Source organism: Streptomyces sp. NPDC020597 (assembly GCF_044335095.1).
In the GTDB taxonomy this organism is placed as follows: Bacteria; Actinomycetota; Actinomycetes; order Streptomycetales; family Streptomycetaceae; genus Streptomyces.
On record NZ_JBIRUL010000016.1, the window covers coordinates 1 to 17,646 of the forward strand.

Here is a 17,646-nt window from a genome sequence, read left to right on the forward strand (position 1 = left end):
CCCGCGGAGCGGGTATTGCAGCGGCAAGCCGCTGCAAAGTAAAAGGCTCCGCTGACGCTCCGCCAAATTCCCGCGCAAGCGCGAGAATTGAATTCCGTAAACGGAATTATAACCGCAATGCAATTCCCGCAAGCGGGAATTGCAGGCACCCGCGCAAGCGCGGGTGCCTGCGCTGGCAGCAAGGGGCGGATGCATCACGTGCGGCACTGTGTAGCGATTGGGATTCCAGGCCACCACCCCCAGACAGTTGACGAACCATCCGACCCCGCCCCCGCACACCCCCTTCGCAGTGACGGGCTCCGCTACGCTCCACCCGAACCGATTCCCCAACTCCCCCACCTCCTACCGTCACCCTTACCAATACTCCGACAGCCTACACCCCAACCCACCGCCACTGATGCGGCATGACGGAGCATCAACCCGACACGGGAACCAGCAGACCCCAAGATGCATCATGCGCAGGGGCTGTGTAGTGCGCAGTGTGCCCCCACCCCTAGCCCGGAGGAAAACCCAACCGGCAGAATTCCGAATTACAGGAGCCGAATACCCCAGCCATAGAATGGAACCCCCGAATTCAGAACGCCGGAATACAACGAACGGAGGTACCCGAGCCGAACGGCCCCCAGGGCCGGACGGCGAAACCATCCACCGGCATCCGCCACGCTTCCATGCTTATGAGCGTCTCGGCTGGTACCACCCCGAGACTCAGAGTCGTTGAGGGTTGAGGCTGCCTCCGGCAGGAGGAGGCGGAGGAGGGGACACCGGAGGCCGCTGGACACCGGTACCCCACCCCAGCCCCAGGGCCGCACGGCCCCACAGCGCGACGGCCCCCGCCGTCGCGCAACACACCACAGGCCGCCCCCAATCCCCGAGGCCACCACACAACCCGCCCCCGCCCCATTCCTCTAATCCTTCAACCGGCGCGGGAAAAGTGGCAGCAGAGGGGATGTCAGACCCCCGACCGTGCGCAAAACCCTTGGTTGACCTGCGGATACGTCGACCCTCCAAAAGAGGCTCGCGCAAGAGATGTTGCAAGAGAAGGCGCAGGAGCAGCCGCAAGAGAAGGTGCAAGGGATGTTGCAAGGTTCCGTGTTTCGGTGCCTCCCGCCCATTGAGAGTGTATTATTGATTTTGCAGTCAGGCGGCAACCTGACTGAGTCTCAATCACCAACCCGAGGAGCCCCCTTGGACACCGAGTCCGTTGAGGCAGTAAGCCGCCTCACGATCCACATTGCCGGAGAGCATGAGACCAATGCATCCATCGGTCTGACGCTCATTCCCCTACTCAAGATCCCGACAGCCATCATCGAATTCCGGCACCCTACCGGCGCGCGCGTTTGGTGGGAAGGCTGGTGCGAGGCCGCCGAAATGCTCAACAGGATTTTTCCTGAGCAGATCGACGCAGGCGAATTGCGTGAGCCCGAACTCACCATCAATTCGTTTGTGATCCTTGACGACGCGCCCCGTCGCGCCAAGATCCGTGCCCGTAGCGCAGCAGTGAGCCCCGACGGGATCGGCGCACTGTCGGTCACCGTCGGAGGTCTGACGATCGCGTGCGCGTCGCGGAACGCGGTCGAGTGCCAGGTTCGTGGGTGGCGCGAGGCGTACGACATGTTCGCCAGTGACGGCGGGTTCGGACTGCCGTCCGCCGGCGAGGTGGCCGCGCGCGTACGAGCCGACCACGCCCGGCACGGGGTCAATGAGCTGTCCATGGCCGCCGAGGAGCAGCAGGCAGCCCGGAGGCAGTGACGCGCCCAGGGTGGGGTGACCGGCGGTCGCCCCACCCTCCCGGAGCCGTAGCCATCAGAGAAGGGGACAGCATGACCGCCACAGAACAGCTCAGCCGGGGGCAGCGGGTACGCATCGAGCGCAACCCCACCCGGAGCCTGGCCGCCTACGCCCGCCCGAGGACCGCACTCCGGTCCGCCCCGTGGCCGGAGGTGTGGGAAGGCACGGTGTTGCAAGTGGCCTACGAGGGCGATGAGTTGACCGACGTCGAGATCTACGGCAGGCGCGAGAGCACCGGCGAGACCAAGCGGGTCACGTTCAGCCTTACTCGGAACGCGTTCTTCCGTACGACGGTGACGCCGGTGGAGTCGTCGTAACTCGCCACGTCCGGGGGGATTGTGGGTTGAGATCACCCCCCGTAAGAGCGTATTATTGATTCTGCGAGTGAGCGGCAACTCACGCGCCATCAACTCAGCAACCCAAGGCAGGGGAACGATGAGCGAGTACCAAGACCACGTACGGCGGACCCTCGAAGGGCAGAACGTTGACCCGGGCGAGGACCTCGGCATGGACGCGATGCGGTGGACCCCCGCACCCGTCAGCGACGCCGAAACGGGTGAGGCCATGCACACCGCCGCCGACACGGCACACGCGTTGCTCGACCGAGCGGCGGACGCGTACCTGTCGCTCCTGAACGCCGTTCTCGGCGACGGGACGCACCACATGGTGGCCAACGCCAGCACGCCGCACAGTGACCTCACCGAAGGCCAGGAACTCACCGTCATGGGTGACGCCCTGATCATCAACGAGGTCGCATCCACGCGGGTGTGCGCCGTAATCGCGGCGTCCATGGTCGGGTGCGCGACCGGCGCACTGGTCGTGCGGACGTTCGCCCCCGACGGATCGGAGTTCGTACGCGGCTGGAAGGTCCGGAACTTCTGGCTTCGGCCGCTCACCTCCGAGGCCATCCGAGAGGCGTACAGCACTGACCCCAACGGCGTGCCGTTGGCCCCAGAGCCGGGAGTCGAGTTCCGCCAGGCCGAGCGAGTACCGCGCCCCGCTCAGGACCAGGCCGAGACGGGCGACCGAGCGGCCAGCCGCACCGCGCCCCGGGACAACCGGCCCCCGAACCGCCGCAACTGAGCACCACCCCGCCGGGCCGGTCGCCCGACCGGCCCGGCGGGAACGCCCCTGCCTCCCTGCCCTGCCTCCCGGTGTGAGCGGCAACTCACCCGGCACCAACCCGACCAGGAGAGACCGCCATGACCACGACCACGCACCCCGCCACCAGCACGAGCGCCCCCGCCCAGGAACCGGCGCCGGCCCCTGCCGAAGTGCCGGCGCCCACCGCCCCGCCCGCCGAGCAGCCCCACGCAGCGGACGCCCGAGGGGTGGCCCTGCCCCGCAACCTGGCCCGCCTCACCGCCCAGGCCGAGGAGGCCGGATGGACGGCCACCGTCCAGACGCAGCCCGGACACTGCGCGCTGCTGCTCGCCGCCCGTCAAGAGGCCGGGGAAACCGTCCTGCGCTGCGTGTGGCGACTCACCGCCCGGGGGCACCGCTGGGACGGCGCCACCCTCACCCGCTACGGCCAGACGGCCGCCCAGGGCATCGCATGGCGCGCCGTCGCGGACCTGGTGACCGCCGAGGCGCCCACCGCCCGCACACAGCCGACCGCGCCGGACCGGGCGGACGCTCCGGCGCCCGGTCCGGCCGAGACCGCGGCGGAGACTTCGGCCCCCCGGCAGCGTGCCCGTAAGGCGCCGTCCGTCGCGGAAGTCGAGCGCGCGCGTAGGGCGGCGGAGGAGTGGCCGGAAGCGATGGAAGCGCGGTCGCTGGGCGACCGTTACGAGGGGGAGTTCCGGCGCTCCGACCTGCTGTCGGAACTGTCCGTGTGCGGTGAGCGGTTCCCGTTCCGCTTCCATTTCAAGTCGGGCGGCGGACACACCGTGACCCTTCCGACGGGGGACGTGCGCGGCACGTGGGGTGAGGTCACGGGGGCCGCTATCGCGTACGTGATCGCGGAGCGTCCGGCGGCGGTACTGCGGGCGACGGCCGAGACGGCGCGCGTGTACGGCATCCATGCGGAGCGCGCGGCGGAGAAGGCGGAGGAGCACGCACAGACAGCCGTGTCGGTCGGCATGGCGCGCGCTGCCCTGGACACGGTCCGTGCGTTCGCTCAGCGCATCGATTGGGACGGTCTGACGGACGAGCAGTACGACAGCGCCCGGGGTGCAGTCCGTGAGGCCGAAGAGTGCGCAGAGGGGGCAGCGTCCGCGTACGGGCGGGGCGACGTCGACACGGCCCGTTGGGAAGCGCGTGACTCTCTCGCCGTCGTGCGCTGGTTCGGGCTTGACGTGCCGTCGACTCAGGAGTGCGCGGAGCGTGCGCCGGAACCGCGCGCGGTTGCTGGGCGGTTGCGGCCCCAGGCGTCGGCGTTCCTGCTGAGCATCACCCGCCCGGGGTGGGAGGGGCCGGCCGAGAAGACCGAGGTTCCGGCCGGCGACGCTCCGGCCGGTAGCGGCGTGACACCGGACGTTCCGGCGGAGGGGAACGAGGTCAAGAAGACCCCGGCGGTGTTGCCCGACGTCGTGTCGGACCCCGGCGGGGTGGACGGGTGGGAGACCGACGGAGGCGCGGTCGAGGTGCTGCCGGTGATCTGCCACGGCAAGGGGGGTGGGGTGTTCCCGGTGGCGTTCCGTGGCCCGTACGAGGGCACGGTGCGGGTGTCGCGGGCGTGGCTGACGGAGCATGCGCGCCGTGCGCTGACCGTGGCGCGTGAGCGGCTGACGGTGGCGGAGGAGCACGCGGAGACGTGCGCGGCGTGGCGGCGGGATGCGTACGACCTTCACCAGGAAGTACGCCGGTCGGCGGGTGTGCTGGGGCCGGATGTGTGGGTTGCGGAGGAGACGGCGGGGGCGTGGTCCGCGCGTGCGCGTGAGGTGTCGTGGGCCGCGGACAAGCGGCGCCAGGGTGCGCGGGATGTGGTGCGGTGGCGTGAGCGTGAGCTGTCCGCGCTGGAGTCGGAAGCCAGGAAGGCCGGGGAGCGTGCGGCGGCCGGTCGCAAGTTCCTGGCCCGTGCGGCGGCCGGTGACGTTCCGGCGGGGCGTGGGGCGTGGGCGTCGGCCGATGGCGGGGCGGCGGTGATGTTCGAGCTTCCGGCGTGCGCTGAGGTGTCGCCGGACATGGAACACGCGCCGGGCATGGCGGAGCGTCGCGCGTTCGTGGATCTCCTCGCGGACGCCGTGTCGGCCCGTGACGAGGGGCGGGCGCTGATCGGGCGTGACCTCCCGTCGAAGAAGACGCACGGGCACACGGGCGGGATTGAGAAGGGGCAGGCGTCCGCGTCGGTCAAGGCCCTGGTTCAGCCGTGGAAGGCGCCGAAGATCCCGACGGCGGGCAAGGCACCGACGGCGGCTCAGTTGGAGGACTGGCAGGACGGTTACGCGGGTGCGCCGGTCATGGCGGAGACCGAGGCGGCGCCGGGTGTGTGGCTGCCTATGGCTGCCGTGGCGTTCGCCGAGACGGCGACAGCGAACGGGTGGACCGTCGCAATGCAGCGTCAGGGCGCCACGGTGACCGTGCGCGCCGGAGGGCGGGCCACGGGCAAGGTTCCGGCGGAAGTGCGCGCGGTTTGGTCGGCCGGTCTGTACGACGTGAGCGCGTCGGGTGCATGGGTGGACGGGGTCCGGCTGGGCATCGTGGCGACGCTCCACGCGGTGAATGCCACGGTTGCTCAGCAGTGCAAGGCGCCGGGTGTTCTGGCCGAGGACGTGCGGCCGGACGCGCACGCGGATGCGGTCGACCTGGACGGGTGGGAGGCGAGGGCGGAGCGCTCGCGCGGGACGGCGGAGAGCTCCCCCCCCGCCGGCACCCCGTGACGAGGTGTCCGCGCGGGCGGCTGACGTGGTGTCCGACCCGTCCGGGGTGGACGGGTGGGAGGCAGAGGGGGGCGCGGTGCCGGGCGTCGACACCCCGGCCCCCGTCGCGGCAGCTGTGGCGGTTATGCCGATCGACTGGGCGAAGCCTGCCGGGCGCGGTGACTGCGCGGCGGCAAACACGTGTGGCGGGTTCGGGGTGCTGCTGTGGGACGTGCCCGGCTGTGCCCCGCGCTGCGCCGAGTGCGCCGCAAGGGTCATGGGGCACTCTCCGGCGGCACTGCGCGCGCTCACCCTGCCCGGGGACATCGTGGAAGCGGAGGAGGTGGCCGAGGCGGCGGACATCGTCATCCGGCACACCCACGAAGACGGCACCACTGTGGAGGGCTCCGCCAAGGGTGACGGGGTGTGGGAAGCGTTGCGCCCGCTGGGCTGGACCTACCGGCGTACCCCGGGGATCTTCATCCGGGGCAGCCGCTACAAGGACGCCGACCGGTGGAAGATCAACCGGGCGGCGGAGGCGGTGCGCGCACTCGGCCTGTCGTGCGCTGTGGTGATCGAAGAAACCATGTCGTTCGCCGAGCGGGAGGCCGCCCGCGTGGATGCGGCCGAGCAGAGGGCGGACCGGTTCACGGACCGGGCCGGACGGGCGGCGGCATCGTCGCAGTCGGCGCGGGATGCCTCGGACCGGATCGGCGAACGGTTCTGGATGGGTCAGCCGATCCTGGTGGGCCACCATTCGGAGGGGCGCGCCCGCCGGGACCAGGAGCGCATGCACAACGCGATGCGCAAGAGCATCGCCGAGGGCGAGCGGGCCGGATACTGGGCCAACCGCGCCCAGGCGGCGGAGGCTTACGAGCGGTATCGGAAGAACCCGGGGCGCACGCTGCGCCGTATCGAGAAGCTGGAGGCGGAGCGGCGCGGCGTTCTGCGGGAGCGTGACGGCGTCGACGACAAGGGCCGGACGGCCGATGTGTGGCGACGCAAGCCGTCCGAGGCGCGCCACCAGGAGCTGACGCGCCGTCTGGCCGAGTACGACGAAGAGCTGACGTACTGGGCGGAGACGATCAAGGAGGCGGAGCGGCGCGGCTTCAAGGTGTGGGGTCGGGCCGACTTCATCAAGGGTGATTTCGTGCGGTGGCGGGGGTCCTGGTACGAGGTGACCCGGGTCAACGCCAAGACGGTGACCGTGCCGCACATCCACGCCGCGTTTGATGGCGGCACCGTCGGCGCCGTCGACGGATGCCGCGTTGTCACCCGCGCGGCAACGGCGGAGACCCGGCACAAGGGCAGCACGTACACGCTCCCCTACAACGAGGTGAGCGGGCGCATGTCGGCCGAGCAGATGCGGGCCGCCCTCGCGGGCGAGGCGATCCCAGCCGACCCGCGCGACATCACCCCGGAGCCCGCCCCGTCACCGGGTTCGCCGACTGATGCGGACGAAGCGTTGAACCCTCCCAGTAAGAGCGTATTATTGATTCCGCGGGTGAGCGGCAACTCACCCGCCACCAACCCAACTCGCAGCAGAAGGACAGGGCATGGACCACATCGACACCAAGGACGTGGCCGCCGAGCTCCGTAACCGCCTGAAGAAGGCGTTCCCCGGCGTGAAGTTCAGCGTGCGCAAGGGCACCGGCACCGCCTCCGCGTGGATCTCCGTCTACTGGACCGACGGCCCCTCCACGGCCGACGTCGAGGAGCACACCCGCCCCATGCAGGGCGCGCAGTTCAACGGCATGGAGGACCGCTACGAGTCCACGGACAACACGGTCACCGTCACCGTCAAGGGCCGGAAGGTCACCGGTAAGCCGCTGGTCGACGGCATCAACACTCACCGGGACGTCTCCGACGAAGCTCTGAAGGCCGCCGCCGTCCTGTGGTCCGAGGCCCACGACGGCGCCGAGCCCCCCGCCAGCGGCATGCTCGCCGCCTGCGTCGTCGATGGCCACGTCATCCAGGAGAACTGGGCCCCGCAGCAGATGTGGCAGATCGCCAGTGATGTTGTCCTTCCCCAGCGCTGGGCCGCCGCCAAGGAGCAGGCCGCCGCCCAGGCCACCCGTCCGGCGAACGCCCGCGAGCAGGGCGACGAGGGCGCGGAGGGACTCGCGCTCCAGCACACGGACGAGGACGGGACGACGGTCACCGGTACGCGCCTGGGCGACGGCGCCGCCGAGGTCCTCAAGCGCCACGGCTTCAAGTGGCACCGCAAGAACCAGTACTGGTACGCCCCCGGCAGCCGTGACCAGCAGGCCGACACCGGGTTCATGGACGCGGTCGCCGCCGACCTGCGCGCCGAGAACCTGACCGTCACCACGGCGCAGCCCGAGCCGACCTCCACCGCCTGAACCGACACCCGACCGGCCGGGCGCCCCAGGCGCCCGGCCCACCGAGCGGAGCCCCCATGTCCACACACCTCCCCTCTCAGCTCACCGGCGATCGCCCGGACCCGGGCGCCGCCGTCACCGACCCAGGCACCGTCGAGGCGTGGGAGACGGACGGCGGAGCCGGCCCCAGGGTCGAGCCGACCGGCGACACCCCCGCGGCCCGTCCCGCCGCACCGTCCGCCGCCGAGGTCGCCGAACTGCCCACGAGGGCGCGCACGCTGGTCGAGGCAGCGACGGCGAACGGGTGGGCCGTAACCGTCACCTCCCAGGGCATCGTGGAAGATGCCCCCGTACGCACGATCACCCTGACCGGTGCATTCCCGACGCCGACCACGGTCGCTGAACTCACCGCCCGGTGCGTCTGGTACGGCTCCAGCTACTGGGGAGAGGTGTCCGAGCGCAACGGCCGCTATGCCGGCGGTTTCGGTGAATTCCTCGCGTGGGTGCGTGACGCGCCCGCCATGTGCCGAGCGGACAAGGAAGCGGGATGGATCCAGCCCGGCAGTCCGCTGCCAGGTACAGAGCTGGAGACTGTGCCGCTGCCGCAGTGGTACGACGGTGCGCCCCGTCCGCGCATCGTGGTCCGCGATGCGCGGATGTACGCGCGGTACACGCAGACCATCCACCACGACGACACCGGCATCCCCGTGCGGGAGGCTCCCGGATACGGTCGGCCTCACCTCAGCGGCGACGCGGTGCGCGCATTCCTCGGCGGATCACTCGGATTCTGGCTGTCCAGCCAGGCCGCCATCACGGACGACGAAACGATCGTCTACCGCCAGACCAACGGGCATTCAGCGATCACGTTCACGCCGGATCGCGACTCCGGCGTCATCATCACCCACCCGGAGCGGTACATCACGGCTGACGCGTACCGGGTCACCGGACACGGCCGCATTCCGCAGGTCTGGACGCAAGCAGCCGTCCGTGAGGCAGTTTCCGAAGCAACGCGCCCTGGCCCGATCGACTGGCCGGACGGCTGGGCACTGCTCATGCCGGACGAGTCCGTGAGGTTCGCCCCGCGAGGCTTCCCCTGGAAGTCCGCAGACGTGTACATCGCCGAACCCACCGCCCCGCCCCCGGCATGGGGGCCACGGTGCGGGACGTGCGGTTGGTACGAGACGGAGCACGACCCCGCGCGCGGGTGGGGCCGTTGCAGCAGCTTCCAGCCGCCGACCGACACCTGACGAACGCCTCCTGCCCGGCGCGCAGCGCGGACGCCGTAGCCATCGCTCCCCACCGAACTCACGACCGCCCTGGAGCGGTCCGGACAACCGCGTCAGGACCGCTCCCCCACACCACCGCGAAAGGCGGCATGCCATGGCCGGAAAGCTCAGCAAAGAGCAGACCAAGCAGCACAACCGGGCGTGCGAACTGGTCGACATGGAACGGGACTTGACCGAGGAGGAGCGGGAATTCGTTCTCGACCACTTCCACGAGTCCGCGAACATGGGCCGCACCCTGGACGGCGCGTTCTTCACACCGGCCGAGCTCGCCGGCGAACTCCACCACGTGGTTCCGGGTGACCGGATCATCGACCTGTGCGCGGGCATCGGACGCCTGGCCTGGCACGCCCGCGACTACTGGAACCGGCGCTGGGAGCGTCTGCCGCCGCGCGAGATCGTGTGCGTGGAGAAGAACCCGGAGTACGTGAAGGTAGGGCGGCGCATCCTGCCGGAGGCCCAGTGGATCTGCGCGGATGTGCTCGACCTCCCGGGCATGAACCTCGGTTCCTTCGACTGCGCGATCAGCAACCCCCCGTTCGGGCGGATCAAGCGCAGCTCCAACGCCCCCGGGTACCGGGGACCGCTGTTCGAGTTCCACGTGATCGCGGTCGCTGAAACCCTGGCCCGGCGGGGGGCGTTCATCATCCCGAGGGAATCCGCCCCGTTCCGCATCGAGACCGGATTCGTCTCGCAGGACTCGCCCGCGTACGAGCGCTTCCACCGCGAGACCGGGATCAAGCTGCGCCCCAACCCCGGCATCCCCACGGACGAGTACCGCGACCAGTGGCGCGACGCCTCACCTGCCGTCGAAATCGTGGTGCACAACCGCGACGAGGACGAGTTGGAGGCCCAGGCCGAGCAAGCCGGGCGCGCGGAGCGGGAAGCCTCAGCCAGCCGCCCACCCAGGCCGACGGCCGAGACCACCAGCGCCACACCCGCAGCCGCACAGTCGGCCGGGTTCGGCGACGGCGGCGGGGACACCCTGTTCTGAAAAGGGGATTGATCAGCTACTTGAGGGTGTATTATTGATTTTGCAGGTGAGCGGCAACTCACCGGCCACCGACCGACCCACACCGAGCAGACAGGAAACCGCACATGGGCGCCTACGGACACGACATCACCGCCGGAATGCTGGTCTTCGACCGAGAGGACTTCACCGCCTACCGGCCCGGCTCGGAGCCGGTCTGGCTGGTCGAGAAGGTGGCCGGACACGAGGAGCGCAGCCCGGGCGGCACCACCGTCTACAGCAGGTACGCGCACGTACGGAACGCCGAGGTTCACGGCAAGAACACCACCCCGTCGAACTCCGGATGGACCGGAACCAAGCCCGTGGGACGGCTGGTCGAGGCCGCCGAGGAGGACGACCACACGAAGCCGGGCACCTTCCGCATGGACCGCGCCATGGTGGCCTTCCTGCGGGCCACCCGCTTCCGGGGGTGCACCTCCGACGACTACCCGACCGTGCGCGACCTGGTGAACGCCGCCCCCTACGACCGGCACGGGTTCCTGGTGGGCGCGCGCACGGTCACCCCGCACGGTCTGCGCTACGAGCTGGGCGCCCTGTCGGTCTGCCTGGGGAACCTGTTCTGCGACCTGGAGGCAGGCCGCATGACGGCCGCCGACCTGGAGGCGGGCGGTGTCTCCGCACCGCTGCTGGAGGCCACCCGCGAAGCCCTGCGCACCGCCGACTCGGCCGTCCGGGCCTGAACCGTCCCGCCGGGCGCCGACCACGGCGCCCGGCCCCCTACCGGAATGAGCGGCAACTCATCCGGCACCACTCGACACAGGAGGACGCACCATGACCACCATCCGCCGGAACTGGACCAAGCGCGTTGCGGAAATCCGCACGGCGGCCCGCACCTGCCGCGCCTACGACTCCGACAGCGGCAACATGCTGCCGGTCGCCCCGGCAGCCGCCTTCGAGGCATGGGAGAGCAACCGGCGCGCCCGGCTCACCGAGGACACCCCCGGGCAGAAGTGGACGGTTCACGTTCACTCCAGCCGGTTCTACGTCCTGACCGCAGAGGAGCCGGCCGCCGAGGTTCCCGCGGCCCCCACCGCCGCGCCCGGCACCCGCCACGCGCACCAGGCCGCCGGACCGACCAGCACGCAGGACCGCAGCGCGGCGCGTACGCTCGCCCGGCACGCACGGGCATCCGGTGTGCCGGACGGTGACCGCCTGCCCGGCCATCTGCCCGCCCTGGCGGTCGATCTCGTGGGAAAGACCGTCCGCGTCAAGCTCGCCCAGGGCTACAGCCACGAGCAGATCCGGGACGAGTTCGAGCAGGAGCGGGCCGAGGCGCAGGCCGCCGGAGACGCCGGGAGGGTCGCGGCTCTGGGGACGGTGCTCGCGGTGCACGCGGCGATGGTGGCCGAGGAGGACGCCGCCCCGTCGCCCACCGGCACCGCCCCGGCCGACCACGGCCCCAGCTCACCGGAGGAACAGCAGCCCGTCCGGCACCGCTCCGGCTCGCCGCGCGAACGACGGGTGAGCCACGACAGCGTGCTGTCCCGCATCGACTCGGTTCTGCACGACGCCGCCGTCACCGACGATTACACCGTCAGCGGCGACGCCATGCGGTCGGTCCCCCTGACCGACCCAGGCGAGATCATCCACACCTACACCCGCGCCCGGGCCCTGGCAGACGGCGTCCTGGTCGCCGCCGACGCCGACTCGGCCCGGGAGGCCGGCTTCCGTGTCCCGGTCGCCCTGACCAGCGCCGTATGGGAGGGCTGCGTGGCCTGGAACGAGGGCGACAGCGAACGGCAGGTGCCGCAAGACGAACGAGGCCGCCTGTGGGACGTGCTGACCATGGCCCGCCACGCGATCCGGCGCAGCGGCGGGGGCGACGGGCAGGTCACCGTCGACCTGCGGCGGGTACCGCGCGACGGCCGCGCCCGGCAGGCCCAACCGGTCCGGCTCGTCTGCGCGATCGGGCCAGGCGACCAAGGCGAGCCCGTGATCACGATCATGGAGCCTGACGAGGACTGAGCGCCCGGCCGGCCCGGGGGCGCACCGCCCCCGGGCTTCCAACCCGAAAGGACCGGTTCTCATGACTACCCCCGCTGCGGTCGCGGACCGTGTGGCCGAGATCCTCGGCGACCGCTGGACGGCCACTCCCGGCCCGTGGAAGGCCTCCGGCCATCTGGAAGCCGAGGGCGCCGACACGTACTCGCTGGACGTCGACGAGCGCGGCGAGCTGCGCCTGTGGGCCAGCCTCAACCCCTCTGGCCCTATTGCCGTGTTCCGCGAAGTGCACGCCATCGAGGAGATCGAGGCGGTTGCCGAGGGCATCGCGGAGGCGATCCGCGAGCACCGCGCCGCATCCGGCCAGGGATAAAGGGGTCTTGCCTCAACCCCAAAAGAGCGTATAATTGATTCTTGAGAGCAAGCGGCAACTTGCTCAACACCAACCGATCGCACGAGGAGCAATCCGTGAGCGACACCGCAACAACCACACCGATGCAGCGGGTCACCCTGCAGCTCGGCCAGATCCGCGTCAACGAACACAACGTCCGCCAGGACCTCAACCTGGACGAGAAGTTCCTCAAGTCCGTCGCGGCCAATGGCGTGAAGGTCCCCGTCGTGGTCCTCCCGCTCGGTGAGGACACCTACGAGCTGAAGATGGGCCACCGGCGCTACTTCGCCGCCAGGGCCACCAAGGAGGCCGAGGCGGAGCAGGACGCGATCGAGGTCCCCGCGTACGTGCTCGACCCCTCCCTGCGCGAGGCGGGCGAGGACTTCATCGACCAGCTCATCGAGAACGACGACGACTACCGCCGGGGCCTGACCGAGCTGGAGCAGGCCGACGCCCTGTTCGGTGCGGTCGGCGCGGGCATGAAGCAGGCCAGGGTGGCGGAGCTCACCGGCCGCTCCCGCAGGGACGTGTCCCAGGCGGTGAAGACCGCCAAGTCGGTCGGCGAGCGGACCCGTTCGGCGCTCGCCGAAGCCGGTACGTACGACCTCGACCTCGAAGTGCTGGGTGTGCTTGGCGAGTTCGACGACGACGCCGACGCCATCAACCGACTGCTGGACGCCTACGCCAAGGGCCGCTTCGAGTTCCAGGTGCAGTGGGAGCGCGACGACCGCGCCGAGCAGCGCGCCCGTGAGCAGGTCCGCCCGCAGCTGCAGGCCGCCGGGGTACGGCTGGCCGAGGACAGCGACACGCTTCCGACCACCGCCGAGCCGCTCAGCGAGCTGGACGGCCCGGACGGCGAGCCCATGAGCGCCGAGGCGCACGCCGACTGCCCCGGCCACGTGGCGACCTGGGCCGAGAACCCCCGCGAGCCCGGCGAGGTGGACTACTTCTGCACCGACCCGAACCGCTTCGGCCACTACCCGCCCCAGGAGGACGCCCCCGAGGCGGACGGCGACCAGGCCGAGGAGCAGCCGCAGGCGGCGGGTGCGGCCAAGCCGTCGGAGCCGTCGCGCGAGTACGTCAAGGAGGGCAACAAGGCCTACCGCGCCGCCGAGAAGGCCCGGCAGGCGTGGCTGAAGGACCTGGTCGGCAGGAAGACCGCGCCGAAGCCACTCGCCGCGTTCATCACCGAGCAGCTCCTTTCCTGCCCCAAGCCGGTGGCTCAGTGGGTGGGCGACGCGGGCCGCCGGGACCTGGTCAAGGAGCTGACCGGCTACGACCAGCCCGCCGAGCGCGCCAAGTCGGCGACCCCCGCCAAGCTCACCCTGCTGAACTTCGCGGTGCTGGCCGCGACGTTCGAGAAGCGCATGGGCGAGGTCCGTACCTGGCGCACCGACAGCACCGCCCGTTCCGCCGTCTACGAGCTGCGGGAGATCCGCGAGGACGCCCGCACGTGGCTGTCCTTCCTCGCCGAGATCGGCTACCCGCTCTCCAGCGTCGAACAGGCCATCGTCGAGGACGAGCCCTACCAGGACGGCGAGCCGGACGCGGCCGACACCGACGGCCAGGCCGACGAGGACACCCCGGACGACCCGGACGGCGTGAGCGCCGAGGACTCCGAGGACGCGTCCTGACCTGCTGCCCGGGCCGGACCTGACAGGTCCGGCCCGGGCCCCCTCCCCCTTCGCTCTCTGCGCGCTGCCCGCCCGGAAGGCCTCGCCATGCTCCGCTCCGAACTCCGCATCAACGCCTCTCTGTTCGTCGCCCAGGCCGCCGTCAGCAACCACACCGGTCTGATCGCGCGGGCCGGTCTCGCCATGCCGGCCGCGCCGTTCGGCTCCCCCGCCTGGCAGCTGCCCGCCCTGGTCTCCTACCTTCACCGCCTCCACCAGGACGAGGAGGACCCCTCCCCCGAACTGTGGCGCGCGCACACCGAACGCCAGACCGGCCCCGTGCCCCGGCCGCACATCCGCTACCAGGCTGACGGCCTGCACGATGCGGACGCGGTGTGCGTGCTCGACATCCAGCTCGGCCCGCGCGACGAGGACACCGGCTGGCCCGCCGCCGACCTCGCCGTCATCGAGCAGGAGGAAGGCGCCTGCCCCTTCGGACGCGTCACCCGCCGCCACGGGGTCGAGGCGATCGCCGCGTACACCGCCCAGGAGCTGACCGCCGAACACGCGGCGCTGATGGACCGCGCCCGCCAGCACCAGGACGCCGCCTTCGTTCGCCTCGCAGGACTGGCCCAGCGTGCCGCCGAGTGGGCCGACAAGGTCCGCGCCGCCGCGCACGCCGATGCCGTCCACGTCCAGGCCGACCGCGCCCGGGCCCGCATCACCCGCTGACTGCCCCCGCACACCCCGCCGACTGCCGCCGTTGGAGGCCTGCGCCATGTACGAGTTCGAGCCCACCTCTCCGACCTACGCGATCTCCGACACCATCGTCGAACACCGCCTGCGCGGCCGTGACCGCACCCGCGCCGACCTGCCCGGCGGCTACCGGCTGACCCTGCGCACCCGCGAGCGGCACGGCCAGCTTGAGGCCGCACTGGCCGCGCCGTCGCCCACCGGCCCCGCCCGGATCTGCACCGCCCGTATCAGCGCCCACACCCCGACGCCCGTCACCTCGCGCATTCTCGACACGGTCACCCGCTACGCCCCGGCCCTGCCCGACGCCCGCGATGGCCGCCCGCCCCTGGAGGCCGTTGCCCGCCTGCTCACCACTGGCGCCCCCTTCCAACGGCCCGGTGAGCCGGGACTGTTCGTCCGGTTCGGGCATGCGGAAGCCTGGCTGGAAGGCAGGCGGCTCAGCGTCACCCTGGGCAGCCCCGGCAGCGGACTCAGCCTGGTCCTGGGCGGCCCGTGGGACGCGCCGTCCACCGCCCGCCTCACCGCCGCCGTCCTGCGCGAGCTGACCGACGCCGAGCAGCTCGCCGGCCAGGTCGCCTCGCTGCTGCAGCCCGGACCGTGGCAGGTCCTGTCCGACCAGTGGCACCCCGACGCCGCCCTCATCCTGCCCGCAACCCGCCGCATGGACCCGGAAGACCCGCTCGGCCGCCGCATCTCCCGGGCGCTCCGCGAGGTCAAGCACGACCTGAGCGCGGCACAGCCGGACTGGGACTTCCAGGCACTGATCTCCGCCGACGGCTCGGCCGTGGCCCTGCGCGTCACCCCGCGCGAGCGCGCCGTCCCCCGCCTGGTCCGCAAGGTGGTGGGCGACGGCGCCTTCGACCCGGACGAGTTGGGCAACACCCGCACGACGTTCCTGCCCGCCGACCTGCCCCCACCACCCGACTTCGCCCCGGCCCGGCCTCCCCACGAGGTCCCGTCCCTGGACCTCAAGGTCGCCTCGAAGGACGAGGCCTACGCGTACGGCGTAAAGCTGGAACTCGGCGACTGGGCCTACGCCTTGGACCCCCGAGCCGTCTTCTACGGGCCCGGCTGGTACCCCTTCCACGAGCACGTGACGTGCCGGGAGAAGGACCCCACCGCCCCGCTCAACGACCGCGACGTGCCCACCGGACGCACCGTTCCCGCCCGGGTGCGGCTCTCCCCCGACGTCGCGGACTTCTCCTGGGGCAACGAGTACGTACAGCTCATCCCCGTCGACCACCGGGTCGAGGCGCGGCTGCACCTCTACGTCGGCCAGGAGCAGGCCCGCACCCTGGTGCGCACCGTGACGCTGGAGGTCGATCTGCGGTCGCGGCGGGTGGTGCTCCCCGTCCAGATGCCCGCAGATCTGCGCCACCAGGCGGAGGTCAAGGGCCGGCGGATCCTCGATCTGCTGTTGGCCGCACGACGCGAACGCGCACAGGGGGCGAAGGAGCCGCGGGCTGTCCTCGGTCCCTGGGACCGCGACCCGCCCAGCGCGGACGCCTGACGCGGTCACCGACCGCGTCAGCCACGCCCGCTCGCCGTTTTGCCCCACCGCCGGTCCGGGGCGGCAACCCCGGACCGGCCCCCCACTCACCAACTCGAAGGACACGCCCGTGAACGCCGTCCTCACCGCCCCAGCCCGCCCGATGCCGGCCCCGCCGGTGTACACCCCGTATCCCGAGACGTGCACCTGCACGCCCGCCGTCCGCTACGCCTGCGGCCACTGCTACCACGAACAGTGCCTGGACTGCGGGTTTTGCACGATGGGCAGCTGCGTCTGCCACTGCGAGTACGGCCTCGGCTTCCACCCAGGGGACTCGCCGCCCGAGGGGCCGATGTTCTGGCTCGGCGGACACCACGCCAGGTCGCTGTCCACCTGGGGCGTTCCCATGTGCGTCTCGCGCTCCGCCCTGACCGGCCGTGCCACGCTGCCGCGCGCCGCCGAGGCCTGGGTGTACGACTCGGGCGCCTTCTCCGAACTCGACACCCACGGCGGCTGGACGATCGGCCCGCACGCCTACGTCCGCGAGCTGCGCCAGTTCCGCGACGGGATCGGCCGCCTGGTCTGGGCCGGTCCGCAGGACTGGATGTGCGAGCCCGACATGATCGCCAAAACCGGTCTGTCCGTGCACGAGCACATCAACCGCACCGTGGGCAACTTCGTCGACCTGATGGCCGAGGACCCCGGCGTCGACATCATCCCGACCGTCCAGGGCTGGCGTCCGGCCGACTACGAAGCCTGCCTGGACCTGTACGACAAGCGCGGTGTACGGCTGGCGGACTATCCGCTGGTCGGGGTCGGCTCCGTGTGCCGCCGCAAGTCAGTCAAGGACGTTCAGGCCGTCCTCGCCACGGTGGCCACCTCCGGGCTGCGCCTGCACGGCTTCGGGCTGAAGACCCAGGCGCTGGAGACGTGCGCCGAGTACCTGGCCTCCGCCGACTCTCTGGCGTGGTCGCGTGACGCCCGCTGGAACGACCCGCTTCCCCAGTGCGAGGGCAAGCACAAGAGCTGCTCCAACTGCGTGCATTGGGCGATGCGCTGGCGCGAACGCGTCCTGGACGTGCTGCACGCCCCCCGTCAGCTGATGCTCCCCACCACGACCTGACCCACCGCCGGCCGTGCCGGTCCCGGGGCGGCAACCCCGGGACCGGCCTCCTTCACCAACTCACCGACCCGAGGGGAACACCCTGATGTC

Annotated in this window: 15 protein-coding genes; all 15 read left to right on the plus strand. The window is 71.2% G+C overall.

The genetic code is table 11. The features are described from left to right. The first annotated feature begins 1,185 nt into the window (after nucleotides 1-1,185). Entirely contained in the window at nucleotides 1,186-1,749 is a 564-nt protein-coding gene (locus ACH4ZA_RS25360; protein ID WP_319279393.1) for a hypothetical protein, read from the plus strand. Between the two features lie 71 nt (nucleotides 1,750-1,820). Then, complete coding sequence (locus ACH4ZA_RS25365; RefSeq protein ID WP_319279391.1) at nucleotides 1,821-2,105, plus strand: hypothetical protein; 285 nt, start codon at nucleotides 1,821-1,823, stop codon at nucleotides 2,103-2,105. Nucleotides 2,106-2,223: 118 nt separating this feature from the next. Continuing rightward, the gene (locus ACH4ZA_RS25370) at nucleotides 2,224-2,871 is read left to right on the plus strand and encodes a hypothetical protein (protein ID WP_398431752.1); all 648 of its coding nucleotides are present in this window, start codon (nucleotides 2,224-2,226) and stop codon (nucleotides 2,869-2,871) included. Nucleotides 2,872-2,990: 119 nt separating this feature from the next. After that, complete coding sequence (locus tag ACH4ZA_RS25375; RefSeq protein ID WP_398431753.1) at nucleotides 2,991-5,609, plus strand: hypothetical protein; 2,619 nt, start codon at nucleotides 2,991-2,993, stop codon at nucleotides 5,607-5,609. A 322-nt stretch (nucleotides 5,610-5,931) separates the two neighbouring features. Further along, a complete protein-coding gene (locus ACH4ZA_RS25380; RefSeq protein ID WP_398431754.1) occupies nucleotides 5,932-7,188 on the plus strand; it encodes a DUF3560 domain-containing protein in 1,257 nt (418 codons plus the stop codon). Next, nucleotides 7,145-7,951 (plus strand): LPD29 domain-containing protein, encoded by an 807-nt coding sequence (locus ACH4ZA_RS25385; protein WP_398431755.1) that lies wholly within the window; start codon nucleotides 7,145-7,147, stop codon nucleotides 7,949-7,951. The genes ACH4ZA_RS25380 and ACH4ZA_RS25385 overlap by 44 nt, the downstream gene beginning before the upstream one ends. 56 nt (nucleotides 7,952-8,007) lie before the next feature. Then, complete coding sequence (locus ACH4ZA_RS25390; RefSeq protein ID WP_398431756.1) at nucleotides 8,008-9,177, plus strand: hypothetical protein; 1,170 nt, start codon at nucleotides 8,008-8,010, stop codon at nucleotides 9,175-9,177. Nucleotides 9,178-9,310: 133 nt separating this feature from the next. Then, the gene (locus ACH4ZA_RS25395; protein ID WP_398431757.1) at nucleotides 9,311-10,207 is read left to right on the plus strand and encodes a methyltransferase; all 897 of its coding nucleotides are present in this window, start codon (nucleotides 9,311-9,313) and stop codon (nucleotides 10,205-10,207) included. A gap of 104 nt (nucleotides 10,208-10,311) precedes the next feature. Then, complete coding sequence (locus ACH4ZA_RS25400; RefSeq protein ID WP_398431758.1) at nucleotides 10,312-10,923, plus strand: hypothetical protein; 612 nt, start codon at nucleotides 10,312-10,314, stop codon at nucleotides 10,921-10,923. A 91-nt stretch (nucleotides 10,924-11,014) separates the two neighbouring features. Next, nucleotides 11,015-12,208, plus strand: a complete 1,194-nt coding sequence (locus ACH4ZA_RS25405) for a DUF6573 family protein (protein ID WP_398431759.1) — start codon at nucleotides 11,015-11,017, stop codon at nucleotides 12,206-12,208. A gap of 61 nt (nucleotides 12,209-12,269) precedes the next feature. Beyond that, entirely contained in the window at nucleotides 12,270-12,557 is a 288-nt protein-coding gene (locus ACH4ZA_RS25410; RefSeq protein ID WP_398431760.1) for a hypothetical protein, read from the plus strand. 95 nt (nucleotides 12,558-12,652) lie between these two features. Then, nucleotides 12,653-14,209 (plus strand): ParB/RepB/Spo0J family partition protein, encoded by a 1,557-nt coding sequence (locus ACH4ZA_RS25415; protein WP_398431761.1) that lies wholly within the window; start codon nucleotides 12,653-12,655, stop codon nucleotides 14,207-14,209. Between the two features lie 87 nt (nucleotides 14,210-14,296). Continuing rightward, the gene (locus ACH4ZA_RS25420) at nucleotides 14,297-14,920 is read left to right on the plus strand and encodes a hypothetical protein (RefSeq protein ID WP_398431762.1); all 624 of its coding nucleotides are present in this window, start codon (nucleotides 14,297-14,299) and stop codon (nucleotides 14,918-14,920) included. A gap of 46 nt (nucleotides 14,921-14,966) precedes the next feature. Continuing rightward, the gene (locus ACH4ZA_RS25425; RefSeq protein ID WP_398431763.1) at nucleotides 14,967-16,454 is read left to right on the plus strand and encodes a hypothetical protein; all 1,488 of its coding nucleotides are present in this window, start codon (nucleotides 14,967-14,969) and stop codon (nucleotides 16,452-16,454) included. A 109-nt stretch (nucleotides 16,455-16,563) separates the two neighbouring features. Beyond that, nucleotides 16,564-17,556 (plus strand): hypothetical protein, encoded by a 993-nt coding sequence (locus ACH4ZA_RS25430; RefSeq protein WP_398431764.1) that lies wholly within the window; start codon nucleotides 16,564-16,566, stop codon nucleotides 17,554-17,556. Nucleotides 17,557-17,646: the final 90 nt, after the last annotated feature.